Source organism: Bradyrhizobium manausense, from assembly GCF_001440035.1.
Taxonomy (GTDB): domain Bacteria; phylum Pseudomonadota; class Alphaproteobacteria; order Rhizobiales; family Xanthobacteraceae; genus Bradyrhizobium; species Bradyrhizobium manausense.
This window is the reverse complement of record NZ_LJYG01000047.1, coordinates 327,200-344,699: the sequence shown is the minus strand read 5'-3', so window position 1 is coordinate 344,699 and position 17,500 is coordinate 327,200. Positions and strand designations below refer to the sequence as shown.

The following is a 17,500-nucleotide window of genomic DNA, read 5'->3' as shown; positions in this document are numbered from 1 at the left end:
CTCGTGGATACATCATCGCATTACTCGTACGGGGCTATCACCCTCTGAGGCCCGGCTTTCCTGACCGGTTCCGATTGTCTTTGATGTATCACTGGCCTGGTCCGCGTTCGCTCGCCACTACTAACGGAGTCTCTGTTGATGTCCTTTCCTCCAGGTACTTAGATGTTTCAGTTCCCTGGGTTTGCTTGAAACCTCCTATGTATTCAGAAGTCTCATACCTTCTCTTGATAACCGGAAATCCAAAACCTCAGCATTTCTGCATCCAGGTCATGGTCCCGATCATTTCTGGTCGAACACCAAGACACAAGGTCTTGGAGTTCCGGCTATCGAAGGTGGGTTTCCCCATTCGGAAATCCGCGGATCAAAGCTTCTTCGCAGCTCCCCACGGCTTATCGCAGCGTAGCACGTCCTTCATCGCCTCTCAGCGCCAAGGCATCCACCGAACACCCTTAAGGCACTTGATTGCTCTCATTATCAATGTCCACACACTCGGCAGAATGTTGTCTGCGCAACTGCCATTGAAGGCATGCACCCTCGAAGATGCTGTTGTCGCAGCCGGACATTGACTAGAAAGACCAGCTTGCTTCGTAAGATCGTTCCGATAGCGAGGCGGTCAAGCTTCGCTAAAAGGATCATTTTACAACTCGCGGACCAACCTTGCGGCCGGACGCGAGCGCCGAAAATGATCCGGAGATAATGAAGGCTCGCGCAGCAATCTGCTACACGACCCAACTCGGATCGATCTCCTCTTTACGATGTCAGAAAACACGCATCTTGCTGTCTATCCAGACTAGCAGGATGCGAAGTGATGTTTCGCGGACGACGGTGCACGATCAGTCGATGATCAAACCATCTGGTGGAGCCAGACGGGATCGAACCGACGACCTCATGCTTGCAAAGCACGCGCTCTCCCAGCTGAGCTATGGCCCCGTAACCAGAAGACGAAGCGCCTCTTAAAGTCCGGCGTCGCCCTGTGGGCTATGCCGGACACGCTTCGCATCGTCTTGCGTGGCGGTGCCACGCGAAGCCAACGGCGAAGCGTGGTGGGCCTGGGAAGACTTGAACTTCCGACCTCACGCTTATCAAGCGCGCGCTCTAACCAACTGAGCTACAAGCCCCTAACGCATATCCCGTTAAGGACCCCGGATCCTGCTGCGTGCAGGCCCAGCGCGTGTTCGTCCGCGAAGAAAGAGAAACGTAGACGGCGAAATCCCGCCAATGGAGCTCAACGATCTGGCGATCTGTTGGCCCCTGATGTTTCTAAAACAGCTCGATAGAAGCAAGCTTCTGAAGAGCCATCCTTAGAAAGGAGGTGATCCAGCCGCAGGTTCCCCTACGGCTACCTTGTTACGACTTCACCCCAGTCGCTGACCCTACCGTGGCCGGCTGCCTCCTTGCGGTTAGCGCACCGTCTTCAGGTAAAACCAACTCCCATGGTGTGACGGGCGGTGTGTACAAGGCCCGGGAACGTATTCACCGTGGCGTGCTGATCCACGATTACTAGCGATTCCAACTTCATGGGCTCGAGTTGCAGAGCCCAATCCGAACTGAGACGGCTTTTTGAGATTCGCGAAGGGTCGCCCCTTAGCATCCCATTGTCACCGCCATTGTAGCACGTGTGTAGCCCAGCCCGTAAGGGCCATGAGGACTTGACGTCATCCCCACCTTCCTCGCGGCTTATCACCGGCAGTCTCCTTAGAGTGCTCAACTAAATGGTAGCAACTAAGGACGGGGGTTGCGCTCGTTGCGGGACTTAACCCAACATCTCACGACACGAGCTGACGACAGCCATGCAGCACCTGTGTTCCAGGCTCCGAAGAGAGGGTCACATCTCTGCGACCGGTCCTGGACATGTCAAGGGCTGGTAAGGTTCTGCGCGTTGCGTCGAATTAAACCACATGCTCCACCGCTTGTGCGGGCCCCCGTCAATTCCTTTGAGTTTTAATCTTGCGACCGTACTCCCCAGGCGGAATGCTTAAAGCGTTAGCTGCGCCACTAGTGAGTAAACCCACTAACGGCTGGCATTCATCGTTTACGGCGTGGACTACCAGGGTATCTAATCCTGTTTGCTCCCCACGCTTTCGTGCCTCAGCGTCAGTACCGGGCCAGTGAGCCGCCTTCGCCACTGGTGTTCTTGCGAATATCTACGAATTTCACCTCTACACTCGCAGTTCCACTCACCTCTCCCGGACTCAAGATCTTCAGTATCAAAGGCAGTTCTGGAGTTGAGCTCCAGGATTTCACCCCTGACTTAAAAACCCGCCTACGCACCCTTTACGCCCAGTGATTCCGAGCAACGCTAGCCCCCTTCGTATTACCGCGGCTGCTGGCACGAAGTTAGCCGGGGCTTATTCTTGCGGTACCGTCATTATCTTCCCGCACAAAAGAGCTTTACAACCCTAGGGCCTTCATCACTCACGCGGCATGGCTGGATCAGGGTTGCCCCCATTGTCCAATATTCCCCACTGCTGCCTCCCGTAGGAGTTTGGGCCGTGTCTCAGTCCCAATGTGGCTGATCATCCTCTCAGACCAGCTACTGATCGTCGCCTTGGTAGGCCATTACCCTACCAACTAGCTAATCAGACGCGGGCCGATCTTTCGGCGATAAATCTTTCCCCGTAAGGGCTTATCCGGTATTAGCACAAGTTTCCCTGTGTTGTTCCGAACCAAAAGGTACGTTCCCACGCGTTACTCACCCGTCTGCCGCTGACGTATTGCTACGCCCGCTCGACTTGCATGTGTTAAGCCTGCCGCCAGCGTTCGCTCTGAGCCAGGATCAAACTCTCAAGTTGGACTTGAACTTTGAACCGGCTGATCACAACGTTTGACGAGGTCCCACCATTATCGACCGAAGTCGATGTGCTGCCTGCGATTCACATCGCGGGCAACGATGGTGTTTCCTTTGAAACGTGTACCGCCGAAGTCTTTCGTCCTCTCTCAGTACTTAAAAGCCGAAGCTCTCAAGTGGTCCGAGAGGCGCAAGGACTCCGCCGTCCACGTTTCTCTTTCTTCATCTTCACTTGTCAAACAGCCCGGGACCGTGGAGGCCCCAACCTTCCGGAGTGGAAGGGTTCCGACACCCTTACCGACGTCGAATGACTCCAACCGATTGTGTCGGCTGTTGTGTCACTCAACAAGGTGAGGAGCATCAGTGGCGCGTTCGCTCGCCTTGGTCAGTGACCCGGCGGCGCCGCGCTCAGTGGTTGGGGTTATAGGCCCCACCTTCCGGGCTGTCAACGCCAATCGTCAACAAATCGTCGCACACTGGATTTCCATAAAAAATCCAACGATTCCAGTCGATTAGAAGGACGGAGAGCAAGCGAAGGCGCGCCGTCCGGCAAAAAATCTGAAAAAAAGTTTGCTCCCCGGCGGGCTCCTGAGGGGCTCGGAGGGGGCTCCTGAGGGGGGCCGAAAGCGACCCGTCCGTCCCCCGTCCGTCCGCCATCCGTCCGGCGTCCTCCCTGGGTCCGGGCTCTCCGCGAGCGGCCGTTCAGGAAACTTTTTCCATATTAGGCGCCGTACTAGAGCCACAATCCCGCGGCGTTCTGGTATGAGACAAGCTTGAATCGCGGGTGCCAGTGGGGGCTGCCAGCGATTTGGGATTCAGAGAAGGCGATCTGACGATGACGCAGCCTTCTTCGGACATTCGAAAGACATCGCGAGACCTTTCACCTGCCTAGCTGTTCGTAATTTCGGCCGGGTCTCATTCGAGGCCTTCTGAGTGCGAGCATCTGCGCGAAGGCTTTTTCCGAGATGCCCCTGCAAGAGGGCGACCGGGAGGAGGCGCTGAAAGGAAAGGTTTCGGGTCGTTGATTGGGGGACTTGGGTTGAACCAGAGGACATCACGCGGCGCTTACGGGCGTGAGACCGGGATCATTGATCTCGGCCACGAGCCGCCGCTGTCCGTCGATGGTTCGGAAGCTGCCGTCATCGATCGCCGTCGTGTCTCGGTGCAATGGTTCAGCGGCACAATTCTGACCGGACTCTGCGGCGCAGCCCTGATCGGCGGCGCCGTTTTCGCGTCTCTCGACGGCGAGATGACTTTCGCCAAGGTGCCGGAACGGGTCGAGGGCGCACTGCGTGGCGCCTTTGCTGCGGCCGATCGCACCGCGACGCTGCACAAGAGCGATCGCCTGCCGCCGCCCAGTGACTCGACCGCCTCGCGCAACATCGTCCGCGTCTCCACCGTCGCCCGCGTCGGCAACCGCGACGTGATGCGGGTGCGCCCCTTCATCCGGATCGCCGGCAATCTGTCGATGACGACGAGCGATTTGTCGGCGAAGATTCCGCCGTTCAACGCGCAGCGCATGCTCACCGACGTCGGCTCCGATCCGAAGACCGCGACCGACGATCCGAACAATCCCGAGGCCGTCGAACCCGACGCCGAGGTCTCCTTCGTCACCAAGGACCTCTCGCCGGTGCTGCCGAAGGCCAAGATTTCCGCGGTGGTGGCGCTCGACGACATCCTGATGCGGGTGCGCGATGCCGCCAATTGGCGCGGCAATGGCGGGGTGCGCTACGCCTCGCTCGCCAACGCGACCGCCGACGTCTCCGGCGCGGCCGGCGCATCCGACATGAAGATGGCCTACGCCACCGAAGCGTCGTCGTCCGACCCCTATGCCGGCTTCGAGACCCGCGTGGTGCCGGAAAACGTGACGCTGCTGCCGAAGACCAAGGAGCAGATCACCGGCGGCAATCCCAACGGCGAGCGCGTCCATGTCGTCAAGAAGGGCGACAGCGTCGGCTCCGTGCTGCGCGATCTCGGCGCCACCGCCGAGGAGATCAAGGCAATTGCCGCAACCCTCGGTCCCCGCGGCCGCGACGGCGGGCTGAAGGAAGGCGAAAAGCTTCGCATCCTGATGGCGCCCGCAAGCCCCGGTGCACGCTTGCAGCCCTATCGCGTCGTCGTCGCCAACGACACCGTGGTCGAGGCGATCGCGGCGCTGTCCGATCTCGGCAAATACGTCGCGGTCGACGTCTCCAGCATGAATACCGTCGCCGACGCTACGGCCAACCCCAGCAGCGAAGACGATGACGATGATGACGGCAGCGGCGTGCGGCTCTACCAGAGCATCTACGAGACCGCGATGCGCAACAAAGTGCCGATGCCCGTCATCGACGACATGATCAAGATCTACTCCTACGACGTCGACTTCCAACGCAAGGTGCAACCGGGCGACTCGTTCGATGTGTTCTACGCCGGCGAAGACGAGGGCACGACGGCCTCGGACAAGAGCGAGGTGCTGTTCGCATCCCTCACGGTCGGCGGCGAAACCAAGAAATATTATCGCTACCAGAGTCCCGACGACGGCGTCGTCGACTACTATGACGAGACCGGCAAGAGCGCGAAAAAGTTCCTGGTCCGCAAGCCCGTCAACAGCGCCATCATGCGCTCCGGATTCGGCGGCCGCCGCCATCCGATCCTCGGCTACGTGAAGATGCACACCGGCGTCGACTGGGCCACCGCCTACGGCACGCCGATTTTCGCCGCCGGCAACGGCGTGATCGAGAAGGCGCAGCTCGAGGGCGGCTACGGCAAATACGTTCGCATCAAGCACAACAACGGCTACGAGACCGCCTACGGCCATCTGTCGGCGTTCGCCAAGGGCATGGAGCCGGGCAAGAAGGTGCGGCAGGGCCAGGTGATCGGCTTTGTCGGCTCGACCGGCCAGTCGACCGGCCCGCATGTGCACTACGAAATCCTCGTCAACGGCCGCTTCGTCGACCCAATGCGCGTGAAACTGCCGCGCGGCCGTTCGCTGGAAGGCCCGATGCTGGCCAGCTTCGAGAAGGAGCGAGACCGCCTCGACGGCATGATGAGCGGTCGCGGCGGCGCCATCGCCCGCATGTCGGACGCGACGGGCGGGCCGCTACAGGTCACGAATCGGTAAACCGGTAATTCCCTGACATCGCTGACAACCGGCGTGCCCAAAATCCGGGCCCCTCACGATCACGAAAACGCTTCCGATCGCCGTCAGAACGGCCGCGCGACTCGGGGTGGAACAGTTGGGTGATGCTCATGGTTGATAGGTCCAGTCCGTCAAGAGGAGACCGATCATGCAGCACCTCTCACGCGACGACGTCATCAAGGCGGTCGGCAGCGCTGACGACGTGACCATTGCAGAGATCATCGGAACCGGCGCGACCGTCGAGGAGCTCGCCGAAGCCCAGGCCTGGCTCGCCAATGACGAGCCCATGATCAATGACCTCAGGCCGCTGGCCCAAGGGCGCGTGCGCACGCTGGTGGATATCCTGTCGGAGCTCGAACAGGAGGATGACGAGCCAGGCCCACCCGGGCCCGCCTCGGCATCTGCAATCAGCTAGGTGCCCAACCCGACGATGAAACGCCCCGGAGAGAGGGACCTCTCCGGGGCGAATCTGTTGGCGAGTTACGCTGCTGCTCAGTTCAGCTTGCGCTTCGACACTGGCGCCTCGAACTGGGCGATTTCCGCGGTCTGCGGCGCCTTGCCGTTGAAGGTCAACACGTTGCCTTCGGACGAGATCGCCACCGTGTCGCCATCCCTGACGTCTCCGGTCAGGATCATCTCGGCGAGCGGGTCCTGCAGGTAGCGCTGGATCACCCGCTTCAGCGGGCGAGCACCGTAGGCGGGATCCCAGCCCTTGGCGGCGAGCCAGTCGCGCGCGGCGGCATCGAGCGTCAGCACGATCTTGCGATCGGTCAGGAGCTTCTGCAGCCGGCCGAACTGGATCTCGACAATCCGGCCCATCTCGCTCTTCTGCAGGCGGTGGAACAGGATGATCTCGTCGACGCGGTTGAGGAATTCGGGGCGGAAATGTCCCCGCACCATGCCCATCACCTGCTCACGCACGGCAGAAGTGTCTTCGCCTTCCGGCTGGTTCACCAGATATTCCGAACCGAGATTCGAGGTCATGATGATCAGCGTGTTGCGGAAATCGACGGTACGGCCCTGGCCATCGGTCAGCCGGCCGTCGTCCAGCACCTGCAACAGCACGTTGAAGACGTCGGGATGCGCCTTCTCGATCTCGTCGAACAGCACCACCTGATAAGGCCGGCGTCGCACCGCTTCGGTGAGCGCACCGCCCTCGTCATAACCGACATAGCCCGGAGGCGCGCCGATCAGCCGCGAGACCGAGTGCTTCTCCATGTACTCGGACATGTCGAGGCGGACCATCGCGGTCTCGTCGTTGAAGAGGTACTCCGCAAGAGCTTTCGTCAGCTCGGTCTTGCCGACGCCGGTCGGCCCCAGGAACATGAACGAGCCTGTGGGGCGGTGCGGATCCTGCAGGCCCGCGCGCGAACGACGCACGGCGGTCGCGACCGCACGCACGGCCTCGGCCTGGCCGACGACGCGCTTGCCGAGCTGCTCCTCCATCTTCAGGAGCTTCTCCTTCTCGCCCTCCAGCATCTTGTCGACGGGCACGCCGGTCCAGCGCGAGACCACCTGCGCGATGTGGTTGGCGGTAACAGCCTCCTCCATCATCTCACCGGAGCCTTCGCGCGCCTCGATCTCGGCGAGCTGCTTCTCGAGCTGCGGGATCCGGCCATAAGCCAGCTCGCCCGCCTTCTGGAATTCGCCGCGCCGCTGCGCGTCGGCGAGGTCGACGCGCAGGGCGTCGAGCTCCGACTTCAGCTTCTGGGCGTTGGAGAGCTTGTTCTTCTCCGCGCTCCAGCGTGCCGTCAGCGCCGCAGACTTCTCCTCGAGGTCGGCCAGCTCTTTCTGAAGCGACTCAAGTCGGGATTTTGAGCCGAGATCACTTTCCTTCTTGAGCGCTTCCTGCTCGATCTTGAGCCGGATGATCTCTCGGTCGAGCGAATCCAGCTCTTCCGGTTTGGAATCGACCTGCATCTTCAGCCGCGCCGCGGCCTCGTCCATGAGGTCGATCGCCTTGTCGGGCAGGAAGCGGTCGGTGATGTAGCGGTTGGACAGCGTCGCGGACGCCACCAGCGCGGAATCGGTGATCCGCACGCCATGGTGCTGCTCGTACTTGTCCTTCAACCCGCGCAGGATCGAGATGGTATCCTCGACCGAGGGCTCGCTGACGAAGATCGGCTGGAACCGCCGCGCCAGCGCGGCGTCCTTCTCGACGTGCTTCTGGTACTCGTCGAGCGTGGTCGCGCCGATGCAGTGCAGCTCGCCGCGGGCAAGCGCCGGCTTGAGCAGGTTGGAGGCGTCCATCGCACCGTCGGCCTTGCCGGCGCCGATGAGCGTGTGCATCTCGTCGATGAACAGGATGAAGGTGCCGTCGCTCCCGGTGACCTCCTGGAGCACGGCCTTCAGCCGCTCCTCGAACTCGCCGCGGTATTTTGCACCCGCAATCAGCGCGCCCAAATCAAGCGACAGCAGCTTCTTGTCCTTCAGGCTCTCGGGCACATCGCCGTTGACGATGCGCAGCGCCAGCCCTTCCGCGATGGCGGTCTTGCCGACGCCGGGTTCACCGATCAGGACGGGATTGTTCTTGGTCCGCCGCGACAGCACCTGGATGGTGCGACGGATCTCCTCGTCGCGGCCGATGACCGGATCGAGCTTGCCGTCCCGCGCAGCCTGGGTCAGGTCGCGGGCATATTTCTTCAGCGCGTCATAGGCGTTCTCCGCCGTCGCGGTGTCCGCGGTGCGGCCCTTGCGCAGCGCCTCGATCGCAGCGTTGAGATTTTGCGGGGTGACGCCGCCCTTGTTCAGGATGGTGCCGGCTTCGCTGGTCTTCTCCAGTGTCAGCCCGAGCAGCAACCGCTCGACGGTGACAAAGCTGTCGCCCGCCTTCTCGCCGGCCTTTTCGGCCGCGTCGAAGGTGCGCGCGAGCTCGGGCGCCAAATAGATCTGCCCGGCGCCGCCGCCGCTGACCTTTGGCACCTTGTTCAGGGCGTCCTCGGTGGCCTTCAGAATTGCGCGGGAATTGCCGCCGGCGCGGTCGATGAGACCGGCAGCCAGCCCCTCATTGTCGTCGAGCAGCACCTTCAACAGGTGAAGCGTGGAAAACTGCTGATGCCCCTCGCGCATCGCAAGCGACTGCGCGGACTGGATGAAGCCCCTGGAGCGCTCGGTATATTTGTCGATATTCATGTCTTTTCTGTCCCTCGGCCTGCCCTTGGGGCCCTCTAAGGCACCCCAAACGGCATCTTCATTGGGTTTCCGCCTGATGCGTTGACGTTCCTCAACCAGCAAGCGGTCGTTATCAGCCGGCGCTGGCGCCGACCTGACCCAGATGTGGGAAGCGCACCTTCCGATCGGAAGAGGCACGTTCACAATTTCGTGCGCAGATCGGCCGGCTTGGCGGGTACGGGTCGAATCCCTTAAGTAGCCGCATGACAACAAGCCAGACCGCCGAAATCACCGGCCTTTACCGCTACCCGATCAAGGGCCTGACGCCGGAAGCCCTGCTCCGGGCCCCCTTGCGGTCCGGTCAGACCCTGCCCGCCGACCGCCGCTATGCCATCGAGAACGGGCCCAGCGGGTTCGACCCGGAGGCGCCCGAGTGGAAGCCGAAAATCCAGTTTCTGATGCTGGCGCGCAATGAGCGGCTGGCTTCCCTCGACAGCCGGTTCGAGGATGCCACCAACCGCCTGACCATCCGCAAGCACGGCCGGATCGTCGCCAGCGGCGATCTCGAGACCGCGGCCGGGCGCGCGGCGATCGAGGCCTACTTCACGGAGAATTTTCAGCCGGAGCTGAAGGGCCCGCCGAAAGTCCTGTCGGGCCGCGATCACAGCTTTTCCGACGTCGCCCGCAAGGTCGTGTCGATCATCAATCTCAACAGCGTCCGCGCCATCGAGGCCATGCTCGGCGGCACCGCCGTCAATCCCCTGCGCTTCCGCGCCAATCTCTACGTGAAGGGCTGGCCGGCCTGGTCCGAGCTCGACCTCGTCGGCCAGACGCTTGCGATCGGGCAGGCCCGGCTGAAGGTGGTCAAGCGCATCGTCCGCTGTCCGGCCACGAATGTGGACCCGGTGACGGCGAAGCGCGATCTCGAAATACCGCCGACGCTGTCGCGCCATCTCGGCCACATGGATTGCGGCATCTATGCCGAGGTGGTGGCCGATGGCGAGATCGGCGTGGGAGATGCGGTGGCGGTGGAAGAGCCGAGATTGGTATGAGCCCACGGCGGCTCAACACACTCCGTCATTGCGAGCGCAGCGAAGCAATCCAGGAATGCATCCGCGGAGACAGTCTGGATTGCTTCGTCGCAAGAGCTCCTCGCAATGACGGCGCTAATTCGGCATCACATACGCGTAGATCCGGCCGCGCGAGATCGGGGCTTCGCGGACGCGGTTGCCATTGTTACCTGAGATCATGATCGGATTTCCCTGCGCATCGATGCCGGTGATGATGCCGACATGACCGCCGCGGCGGCCGCGCGACATCACCGCGATGGCGCCGACCTGCGGGCCGGAGACGCGCGTGCCGTAATGCGCGAACGAGTTCGCCATGTCCGATCCGGTGCCTTGGTGGCCGGTTTTCTCAAGCACCATGTTCATGAAGCGCGCGCACCACAGGCTGCCGCGCCCCGTCGGGTTGCCGCCGAGATAGCGGCGCGCCTCGGACACGAGGCCTGAACCGCCGCCGAAGCCGCCGCTCATCGTCGCACCGCCGCTGCTGGCGCTCGGATCATAGCTGGCCTGCGTTTTGGCGAATCCACCTGCCTGCAACTGCGGCGCGCTGTGCTCGAAGCGCGAGCTGCGGACCGAGTGCCCGATGTGATGATGCCTGCTGGCGTGATGCACGTAAGCGTGCCGCTCTGCGCTGTGACGATGATGCGGCCGCGCTGAGGCCGGAGAAACGAACGCGGCAATGGCCGTGAAGAACACCGCCAGCGCGACAACACGACGCGACAGGCGGGACGCAAACAACTCAAACATACTTCATCCTCGTTGACACCCCCACTTCCCAAGGTCGGCCCGTGCGACGGCCAACATCGATGGGGCCGTTAAGCCGTCCGATGTGGCGAGAAAAAGACGCGGTGGCCCGCGAATAGCTGCGATGATTTTGCGGCAATGCTCTGATGGAGCTGCCTTATTGCGGACATCTGCATTAACTGCGATCCTGAACTTGCGGCTTGCAGAGAGGGAAACAGTTAATGCCCCACGCCACGACCAGGGACGACGTCCGCATCTATTTCGAAGAGGCAGGTCAGGGAACGCCGATCATTTTCCTGCACGAGTTCGCGGCCGATTACAGCAATTGGGAGCCGCAGATGCGTTACTTCTCGCGTGGCCACCGCTGCATCACCTATTCCGCGCGCGGCTACACGCCGTCCGACGTGCCCGATGGCGAGGTCTACACTTACAAGCACTTCTACACCGATGCGCTCGCCGTGCTCGATCATCTCGGAATCGAGCGCGCGCATCTCGTCGGCCTCTCAATGGGCGCCTACTCGTCGCTCCAGATCGGATTGAACGCACCACAGCGCGCGCTGTCGATGACGCTGGCCGGCGTCGGCTCCGGCTCGGAGCTCGAAAATCTCGACGCCTGGCGCAAGCAGTGCCGCGCCAATGCCGAGCAGTTCGAGACGCTGGGCTCGGCAGAAGTCGCAAAGGTCACGCGCGAGGCGCCGAGCCGGATTCCCTTTCTGGTGAAGGACCCGCGCGGTCATGCCGATTTCTATGCTGCACTGGCGCGCCACGATGCCAAGGGTTCGGCCAACACGATGCGCGGCTTCCAGGGTGGCCGGCCGTCGATTTACACGCTGACGGAAGCGATCAGGAGCGTAGCCACACCCGCGCTGGTCATCTGCGGCGACGAGGACGATCCCTGCATCGGCGCGAGCCTGTTCCTGAAGAAACATCTGCCGGCCGCGGGCCTCGCGATGTTTCCGAAGTCCGGCCACGTGCTCAATCTCGAAGAGCCGGCACTGTTCAACGAGAGCGTGGAGCGGTTCGTGACGCTGGTGGAAGCCGGCCGCTGGCCGGCGCGCGATCCAAGGTCGATGGCGGCGCATTAGGGCGACGGCGTCGCCGCGCGCTCCGTCATTGCGAGCGCAGCGAAGCAATCCAGACGTCTCCGCGGAAAGACTCTGGATTGCTTCGTCGCAAGAGCTCCTCGCAATGACGAAGGATGGACCTTCGCTCCATCCGGGCTACAGGCAGCAAACTATTTCCCACCGCCCCGGCTCAGCAGGAACACGCCCTGCTCGCCGAACAGATTCCACACCCACCAGGGCAGCCGCAGCCGCAGCGGACGACCGTAGAGGTCGAGCGCCTCGGCGCGCTCCATCTTGACGTGGATTTCGTCGCAGAGCTCGACGAAATCCTTGATGGTGCAGAAATGGATATTGGCGGTGTCGTACCAGCTCGCCGGCAGGTTCTCGGTGCGCGGCATGTGGCCGCCGATCAGGAGCTGCAGGCGCATCCGCCAGAAGCCGAAATTCGGGAACGAGACGATGGCGCGGCGACCGATGCGCAGCAGATTCTCCAGCACGACCTTGGGCTGACGCGTCGCTTGCAGCGTCTGCGACAGGATCACGTAGTCGAAGGCATCATCGGGGTAATTGACGAGGTCGGTGTCGGCATCGCCCTGCACCACGGCGAGGCCCTTGGCCACGCAGCGGTTGACGCCCTCGCGCGACAGCTCGATGCCGCGGCCGTCAATGCCGCGGGTCTCCAAGAGCTGAAGCAGATCGCCGTCGCCGCAGCCGACGTCGAGCACCTTCGAACCCGGCTTGACCATTTCGGCGACCAGCAGATGGTCGGCGCGAAATGGGCCCGACTGCTCAGCCGCGAGGCCGTTCAGCGGCAGTACTTGCTGCACAGACATCGCTAGCCGTCCTTGTTCGTGAGTCCGCGCGCCTTGCCGGCGGATTGCAGGAAGGCGCGGGAGATGTCGAAGAATTCGGGCACGTCGAGCAGGAAGGCATCGTGGCCGCGATCGGTCTCGATCTCCGCGAACGACACCCGCGCGCTGGACGCATTCAGCGCGTGCACCAGCGCGCGCGATTCCGAAGTCGGGAACAGCCAGTCGCTGGTGAAGGAAACCACGCAGAAGCGGGTCTCAATCCCTGCAAACGCCTTCGCCAGCACGCCGCCATGGTCGGCGGCGATGTCGAAATAATCCATCGCGCGCGTCAGATAGAGATAGGAATTGGCGTCGAAGCGCTCGACGAAGGACGAGCCCTGGTAGCGCAGATAGGACTCGACCTGGAAATCGGCGTCGAACGAGAAAGTCGGCAGCTCGCGGTCCTGCATGCGGCGGCCGAACTTGCGATGCAGCGCAGCGTCCGACAGATAGGTGATGTGCGCGGCCATGCGCGCGACCGCGAGGCCGCGATGCGGATGGATGCCCTGATCGGCATAGGCGCCATTGTGCCAGTCGGGATCGGCCATGACGGCCTGGCGGCCGAGCTCGTGGAAGGCGATGTTCTGCGCCGAGTGCCGCGTCGAACAGGCGATCGCCAGCGCTGAGTAGACACGCGCAGGGTACGCCGCGGTCCATTGCAGCACCTGCATGCCGCCCATCGAGCCGCCGACGACGGCAAACAGCGTATCGATGCCGAGCCGGTCGATCAGCATCGCCTGCGCGCGCACCATGTCGGGAATGGTGATGACAGGGAAATCCAGGCCCCACACCTTGCCGGTGGCTGGATTGATCGAGGCGGGCCCGGTCGAGCCCATGCAGCCGCCGATCACGTTGGAGCAGATGATGAAGTATTTGCTCGGATCGAGCGGCCGGCCGGGGCCGACCAGAGTCTCCCACCAGCCGGGTTTGCCGGTGACCGGATGGACATTGGCGACGTGCTGGTCGCCGGTCAGCGCATGGCAGATCAGCACCGCATTGGAGCGATCGGCGTTGAGCTCGCCATAGGTCTTGTAGGCAATTTGGAACGGGGTGAGATCGACACCGCAATCGAGCCGCAGCGGTTGGTCGGCGCCGAACCGCGCGACCTCTGAACTCGGATGATCGACCTCATGCGACCGATCGTCGGCACTGATCGTAGGACTTGGGATCGTAGGACTTGGGACAGACTTGACGCCAACCATCTCTGACCATCGACCTCGTTTGCGATCGGACGTGAGACCGCGATGAAATCAGGCCATGAAAAACCCGGCCTGAACGATAGGTTCGGCCGGGATCGGAAGCGTCCCCGGCCTGTTTAGCGAGTTTTTTAACGTGGCTGCAAGCCGGCCGGCTCAAATGACCACGGAACGGGCAAAAACCTACCGGCTTGGGCCGATTTCGTCAAGTCGCAGTCAGGATGAGCCAAAATCGCCTCTCATCCGGCAGCCTTGCAGGCCGTCATTTCTCTTTGCTTTCGCCGCCCTGACTGCCTAATCAGGACAATCTCCGCAGCCTCACAACAGTCCTGTCAGATATGTCCCAACGACCGCCCGCGCCACCATCGCTCCAGGAATTGCGCAAGGAGATCGACGCGATCGATGAGGCCATGCATCGCCTGTTGATGCAGCGCGGCGACATCATCGACCGGCTGATCCAGGTGAAGCAGACCCAGGAGGTCGGCTCGGCGTTCCGGCCCGCGCGCGAGGCCTCGATGATGCGCGAGATCGTGCAGCGGCATCGCGGCATCCTGCCGCTCGACACCGTCGAAAGCATCTGGCGCGTCATCATCTCGACCTTCACCTATGTCCAGGCGCCGTTCTCCGTGCATGCCGACATCTCGGCGAGCGAGCCCGCGATGCGCGATTCCGTGCGCTTCCATTTCGGCTTCACGGTGCCGTATGTCGCGCATTTCAGTGCGCAGGCGGCGGTCGAGGCGGTGGCGAAATCCAAGGGTGACCTCGCGCTGGTCTCGGCGACATCGAGCCGCACGCCGTGGTGGCTGGAGCTGGAAGCCGTGGGCGCGCCGAAGATCATCGCGCGCATGCCCTTCGTCGAGCGCGCCGACCATCCGGCGTCGCTGCCGGTGTTCGCGATCTCGCGCGTCGCCGACAGCGCCGTGGTGACGGAGGTCGAGACCTTCAGCGTGCGCGTGTCAGGGTGGAACGCCGAGGTCGCGCGGGCGCTGTCGCCGCTCGCCGAGATCGTGGCGGTGCCCGATACCGCCTTCGACGGCGCGGCGCTGCTGGTCTCGGTCACATCGGCCACCAGCATCGACAAGATCAAGGCTGCCCTGATCGAAGCGGGGGCCTCGGTGCGCTCCACGGCCCTCGTCGGCAGCCACGCAACGCGCTATACGGTGCCCCCGACCGGGTCGTAAATCGCGTACCGCCCAAAGCCTATCCGGAGTTGAAGATGTCCCGCCCCATGCCGAATCCCGGCATTCTCGATATTGCGCCCTACACGCCCGGCAAGACCCCGGTCGCCGAGCCCGGCCGCAAGGTGTTCAAGCTCTCGGCCAACGAGACGCCGTTCGGACCTTCGCCCAAGGCGATCGAGGCCTTCAAGCACGTCGCGGATCATCTGGAAGACTATCCTGAGGGAACCTCGCGCGTGCTGCGCGAGGCGATCGGCCGCCACTACGGGCTCGATCCCAACCGCATCATCTGCGGCGCCGGCTCGGACGAGATCCTCAACCTGCTCGCCCACACTTATCTCAGCCATGGCGACGAGGCGATCTCCACCACACACGGCTTCCTGGTCTACCCGATCGCCACCATGGCGAACGGCGCCAAGAACGTGGTGGCGGCCGAGAAGAACCTGACCGCCGACGTCGACGCCATCCTGAAAGCGGTGACGCCGAAGACGAAGCTGGTCTGGCTCGCCAACCCCAACAATCCGACCGGCACTTATATCCCGTTCGACGAGGTCAAGCGCCTGCGCGCCGGCCTGCCCTCGCACGTGCTGCTGGTGCTGGATGCGGCCTATTGCGATTACGTCTCCCGTAACGACTACGAGATGGGGATCGAGCTGGTCGCCACCACGGAGAATACGGTGGTGACGCACACCTTCTCCAAGATCCATGGCCTCGCGGCGCTGCGCGTCGGCTGGATGTTCGGCCCCGAGCCCATCATCGACGCCGTCAACCGCATCCGCGGCCCCTTCAACGTATCGACGCCGGCGATGTATGCCGCGGTCGCCGCGATCGAGGACACCGCGCATCAGGCGATGTCGAAGCAGTTCACCGAGACCTGGCGCAACTGGCTCAGTGAAGAGATCACCAAGCTCGGGCTGAAGGTGACGCCCGGCGTTGCCAATTTCGTGCTGATCCACTTTCCGGAAAGCGGCAAGACATCGGATGCGGCCGACGCCTATCTCACCAGGCGTGGCCTCGTGCTGCGCGCGCTGAAGAACTATGGCCTGCACCATCAGCTGCGCATGACCATCGGCACCGAGGAGGCCAATCGCCTCGTCGTGGACGCGCTGCGCGACTTCATGGCCGGCAAATGAGCGTGGACCCGCATTTCCAGCGCGTCGCCCTGATCGGCTTCGGCCTGATCGGCGGCTCGATCGCGCGCGCCGCGAAGCTGCAAGGCTTGGCCGGCGAGATCGTCACCACCGCGCGCTCGGAGAAGACGCGCGCGCGGGTGCTCGAACTCGGCATTGTCGATCATGTCGTGGCAACCAATGCGGAAGCGGTGAAGGATGCCGATCTCGTCATCCTCTGCATTCCCGTCGGCGCCTGCGGCGAGGTGGCGCAGGAGATATCGGCGCATCTGAAGCCGGGCGCCGTCATCTCCGACGTCGGCTCGGTCAAGGGCGCGGTGGTCAAGGACATGGCGCCGCATCTGCCGAAGGACGTTCATTTCGTGCCGGCGCACCCCGTGGCGGGCACCGAGCATTCGGGGCCTGACTCCGGCTTCGCCGAGCTCTTCATCAACCGCTGGTGCATTCTGACGCCGCCAGAGGGCACCGACACCGAGGCGACCGCGCATTTGCGCGCGTTCTGGACGGCGATGGGCGCCAAGGTCGAGGTGATGACGCCGGATCATCATGACCTCGTGCTCGCGATCACCAGCCATCTGCCGCATTTGATCGCCTACACCATCGTCGGCACCGCCGACGAGCTGGCGCAGGTGACGGAATCGGAAGTGATCAAATTCTCCGCCGGCGGCTTCCGCGACTTCACCCGCATCGCGGCGTCCGACCCGACGATGTGGCGCGACGTCTTCCTCGCCAACAAGGACGCGGTGCTGGAAATGCTCGGCACCTTCACCGAGGACCTCGCCAAGCTGACGCGCGCGATCCGCCGCGGTGACGGCGAGGCGCTGTTCGACCACTTCACCCGCACCCGCGCCATCCGCCGCGGCATCGTCGAGATCGGCCAGGATTCGGCAGCAGCAGACTTCGGCCGCCAGCATGGGCAGCTCGACAAGAAGCCGTAGCGCCGAAGTAGCCCGGATGGAGCGAAGCGTCGCGCCCCCGGCGCGCGCATTGCTTCCCTGGTGTGGAGTGATGCGAATAAGCGGGCTGTTGTTCGCAGCCCTGTGCATCTTCTGCATCACGTTTTCCGACGATCATGGTCGGAATATTTTCGCAGCGTCGGCGATCCGCACGCGCGCGATGATTGCGGGCCTCACGCAACGCGGCTCCGCATTCCGATGCGCAATCACGATCCGGCGAAGAGATCCTGACGTCAGTTCGTAGCCCGGATGGAGCGCAGCGCAATCCGGGATTCTTCGATGCGGTTGGCGCTG

Annotated in this window: 11 protein-coding genes, 2 tRNA genes, 2 rRNA genes and 1 riboswitch (1 of these 16 only partly in view); of the genes, 7 read left to right on the top strand and 8 right to left on the bottom strand. The window is 62.9% G+C overall.

The features are described from left to right. The 4 genes from AOQ71_RS12805 to AOQ71_RS12790 form a co-directional block, all read right to left on the bottom strand. Positions 1–464: ribosomal RNA gene (locus tag AOQ71_RS12805) — 23S ribosomal RNA — on the bottom strand (it extends 2,396 nt beyond the left edge of the window). 390 nt (positions 465–854) lie between these two features. Further along, positions 855–930, bottom strand: a tRNA-Ala gene (locus AOQ71_RS12800). A 111-nt stretch (positions 931–1,041) separates the two neighbouring features. Then, positions 1,042–1,118 (bottom strand) — tRNA-Ile (locus AOQ71_RS12795). A 187-nt stretch (positions 1,119–1,305) separates the two neighbouring features. After that, positions 1,306–2,792 (bottom strand): 16S ribosomal RNA (locus AOQ71_RS12790). Together the 16S and 23S rRNA genes with 2 tRNA genes alongside form the textbook arrangement of a ribosomal RNA operon. 1,035 nt (positions 2,793–3,827) lie before the next feature. Here AOQ71_RS12790 and AOQ71_RS12785 point away from each other — a divergent pair. Continuing rightward, on the top strand, positions 3,828–5,891 hold the full coding sequence (locus AOQ71_RS12785) for a M23 family metallopeptidase (protein WP_057746748.1): 2,064 nt from the start codon (positions 3,828–3,830) through the stop codon (positions 5,889–5,891). A gap of 166 nt (positions 5,892–6,057) precedes the next feature. Then, positions 6,058–6,324: a hypothetical protein gene (locus AOQ71_RS12780; RefSeq protein ID WP_057746745.1), complete on the top strand. Its 267-nt coding sequence runs from the start codon at positions 6,058–6,060 to the stop codon at positions 6,322–6,324. Positions 6,325–6,401: 77 nt separating this feature from the next. On the opposite strand, the gene clpB is transcribed toward AOQ71_RS12780, so the two are convergent. Beyond that, positions 6,402–9,041, bottom strand: a complete 2,640-nt coding sequence (gene clpB / locus AOQ71_RS12775; RefSeq protein ID WP_057746742.1) for an ATP-dependent chaperone ClpB — start codon at positions 9,039–9,041, stop codon at positions 6,402–6,404. A gap of 242 nt (positions 9,042–9,283) precedes the next feature. Here clpB and AOQ71_RS12770 point away from each other — a divergent pair, with 242 nt between their 5' ends. Beyond that, positions 9,284–10,072 carry an MOSC domain-containing protein gene (locus AOQ71_RS12770; RefSeq protein WP_057746740.1) on the top strand — a complete coding sequence of 263 codons (789 nt, stop codon included), beginning with the start codon at positions 9,284–9,286 and terminating at the stop codon, positions 10,070–10,072. A gap of 114 nt (positions 10,073–10,186) precedes the next feature. Here AOQ71_RS12770 and AOQ71_RS12765 read toward each other — a convergent pair whose 3' ends face one another. Further along, positions 10,187–10,834, bottom strand: a complete 648-nt coding sequence (locus tag AOQ71_RS12765; RefSeq protein WP_057746737.1) for an NlpC/P60 family protein — start codon at positions 10,832–10,834, stop codon at positions 10,187–10,189. 218 nt (positions 10,835–11,052) lie between these two features. Between AOQ71_RS12765 and AOQ71_RS12760 the strand changes: the two genes are divergently transcribed. Then, entirely contained in the window at positions 11,053–11,916 is an 864-nt protein-coding gene (locus AOQ71_RS12760; protein WP_057746733.1) for an alpha/beta fold hydrolase, read from the top strand. A gap of 149 nt (positions 11,917–12,065) precedes the next feature. Here AOQ71_RS12760 and metW read toward each other — a convergent pair whose 3' ends face one another. Both metW and metX read right to left on the bottom strand, forming a co-directional pair. Then, positions 12,066–12,728, bottom strand: coding sequence for a methionine biosynthesis protein MetW (gene metW / locus AOQ71_RS12755; protein ID WP_057746731.1), 663 nt, complete (start codon positions 12,726–12,728; stop codon positions 12,066–12,068). Positions 12,729–12,730: 2 nt separating this feature from the next. Continuing rightward, a complete protein-coding gene (gene metX, locus AOQ71_RS12750; protein WP_057746728.1) occupies positions 12,731–13,948 on the bottom strand; it encodes a homoserine O-acetyltransferase MetX in 1,218 nt (405 codons plus the stop codon). Positions 13,949–14,040: 92 nt separating this feature from the next. Further along, a riboswitch (SAM riboswitch) is annotated at positions 14,041–14,120 on the bottom strand. Between the two features lie 160 nt (positions 14,121–14,280). Here metX and AOQ71_RS12745 point away from each other — a divergent pair. The 3 genes from AOQ71_RS12745 to AOQ71_RS12735 are packed head-to-tail and all read left to right on the top strand — an operon-like array spanning position 14,281 to position 17,188. Next, positions 14,281–15,123: a chorismate mutase gene (locus AOQ71_RS12745; RefSeq protein WP_057746724.1), complete on the top strand. Its 843-nt coding sequence runs from the start codon at positions 14,281–14,283 to the stop codon at positions 15,121–15,123. A 35-nt stretch (positions 15,124–15,158) separates the two neighbouring features. Beyond that, positions 15,159–16,253, top strand: a complete 1,095-nt coding sequence (hisC, locus tag AOQ71_RS12740) for a histidinol-phosphate transaminase (RefSeq protein ID WP_057746721.1) — start codon at positions 15,159–15,161, stop codon at positions 16,251–16,253. Beyond that, positions 16,250–17,188: a prephenate/arogenate dehydrogenase family protein gene (locus AOQ71_RS12735; RefSeq protein ID WP_057746718.1), complete on the top strand. Its 939-nt coding sequence runs from the start codon at positions 16,250–16,252 to the stop codon at positions 17,186–17,188. Before hisC ends, AOQ71_RS12735 begins: the two co-directional genes overlap by 4 nt. The last annotated feature ends 312 nt before the right edge of the window (positions 17,189–17,500 follow it).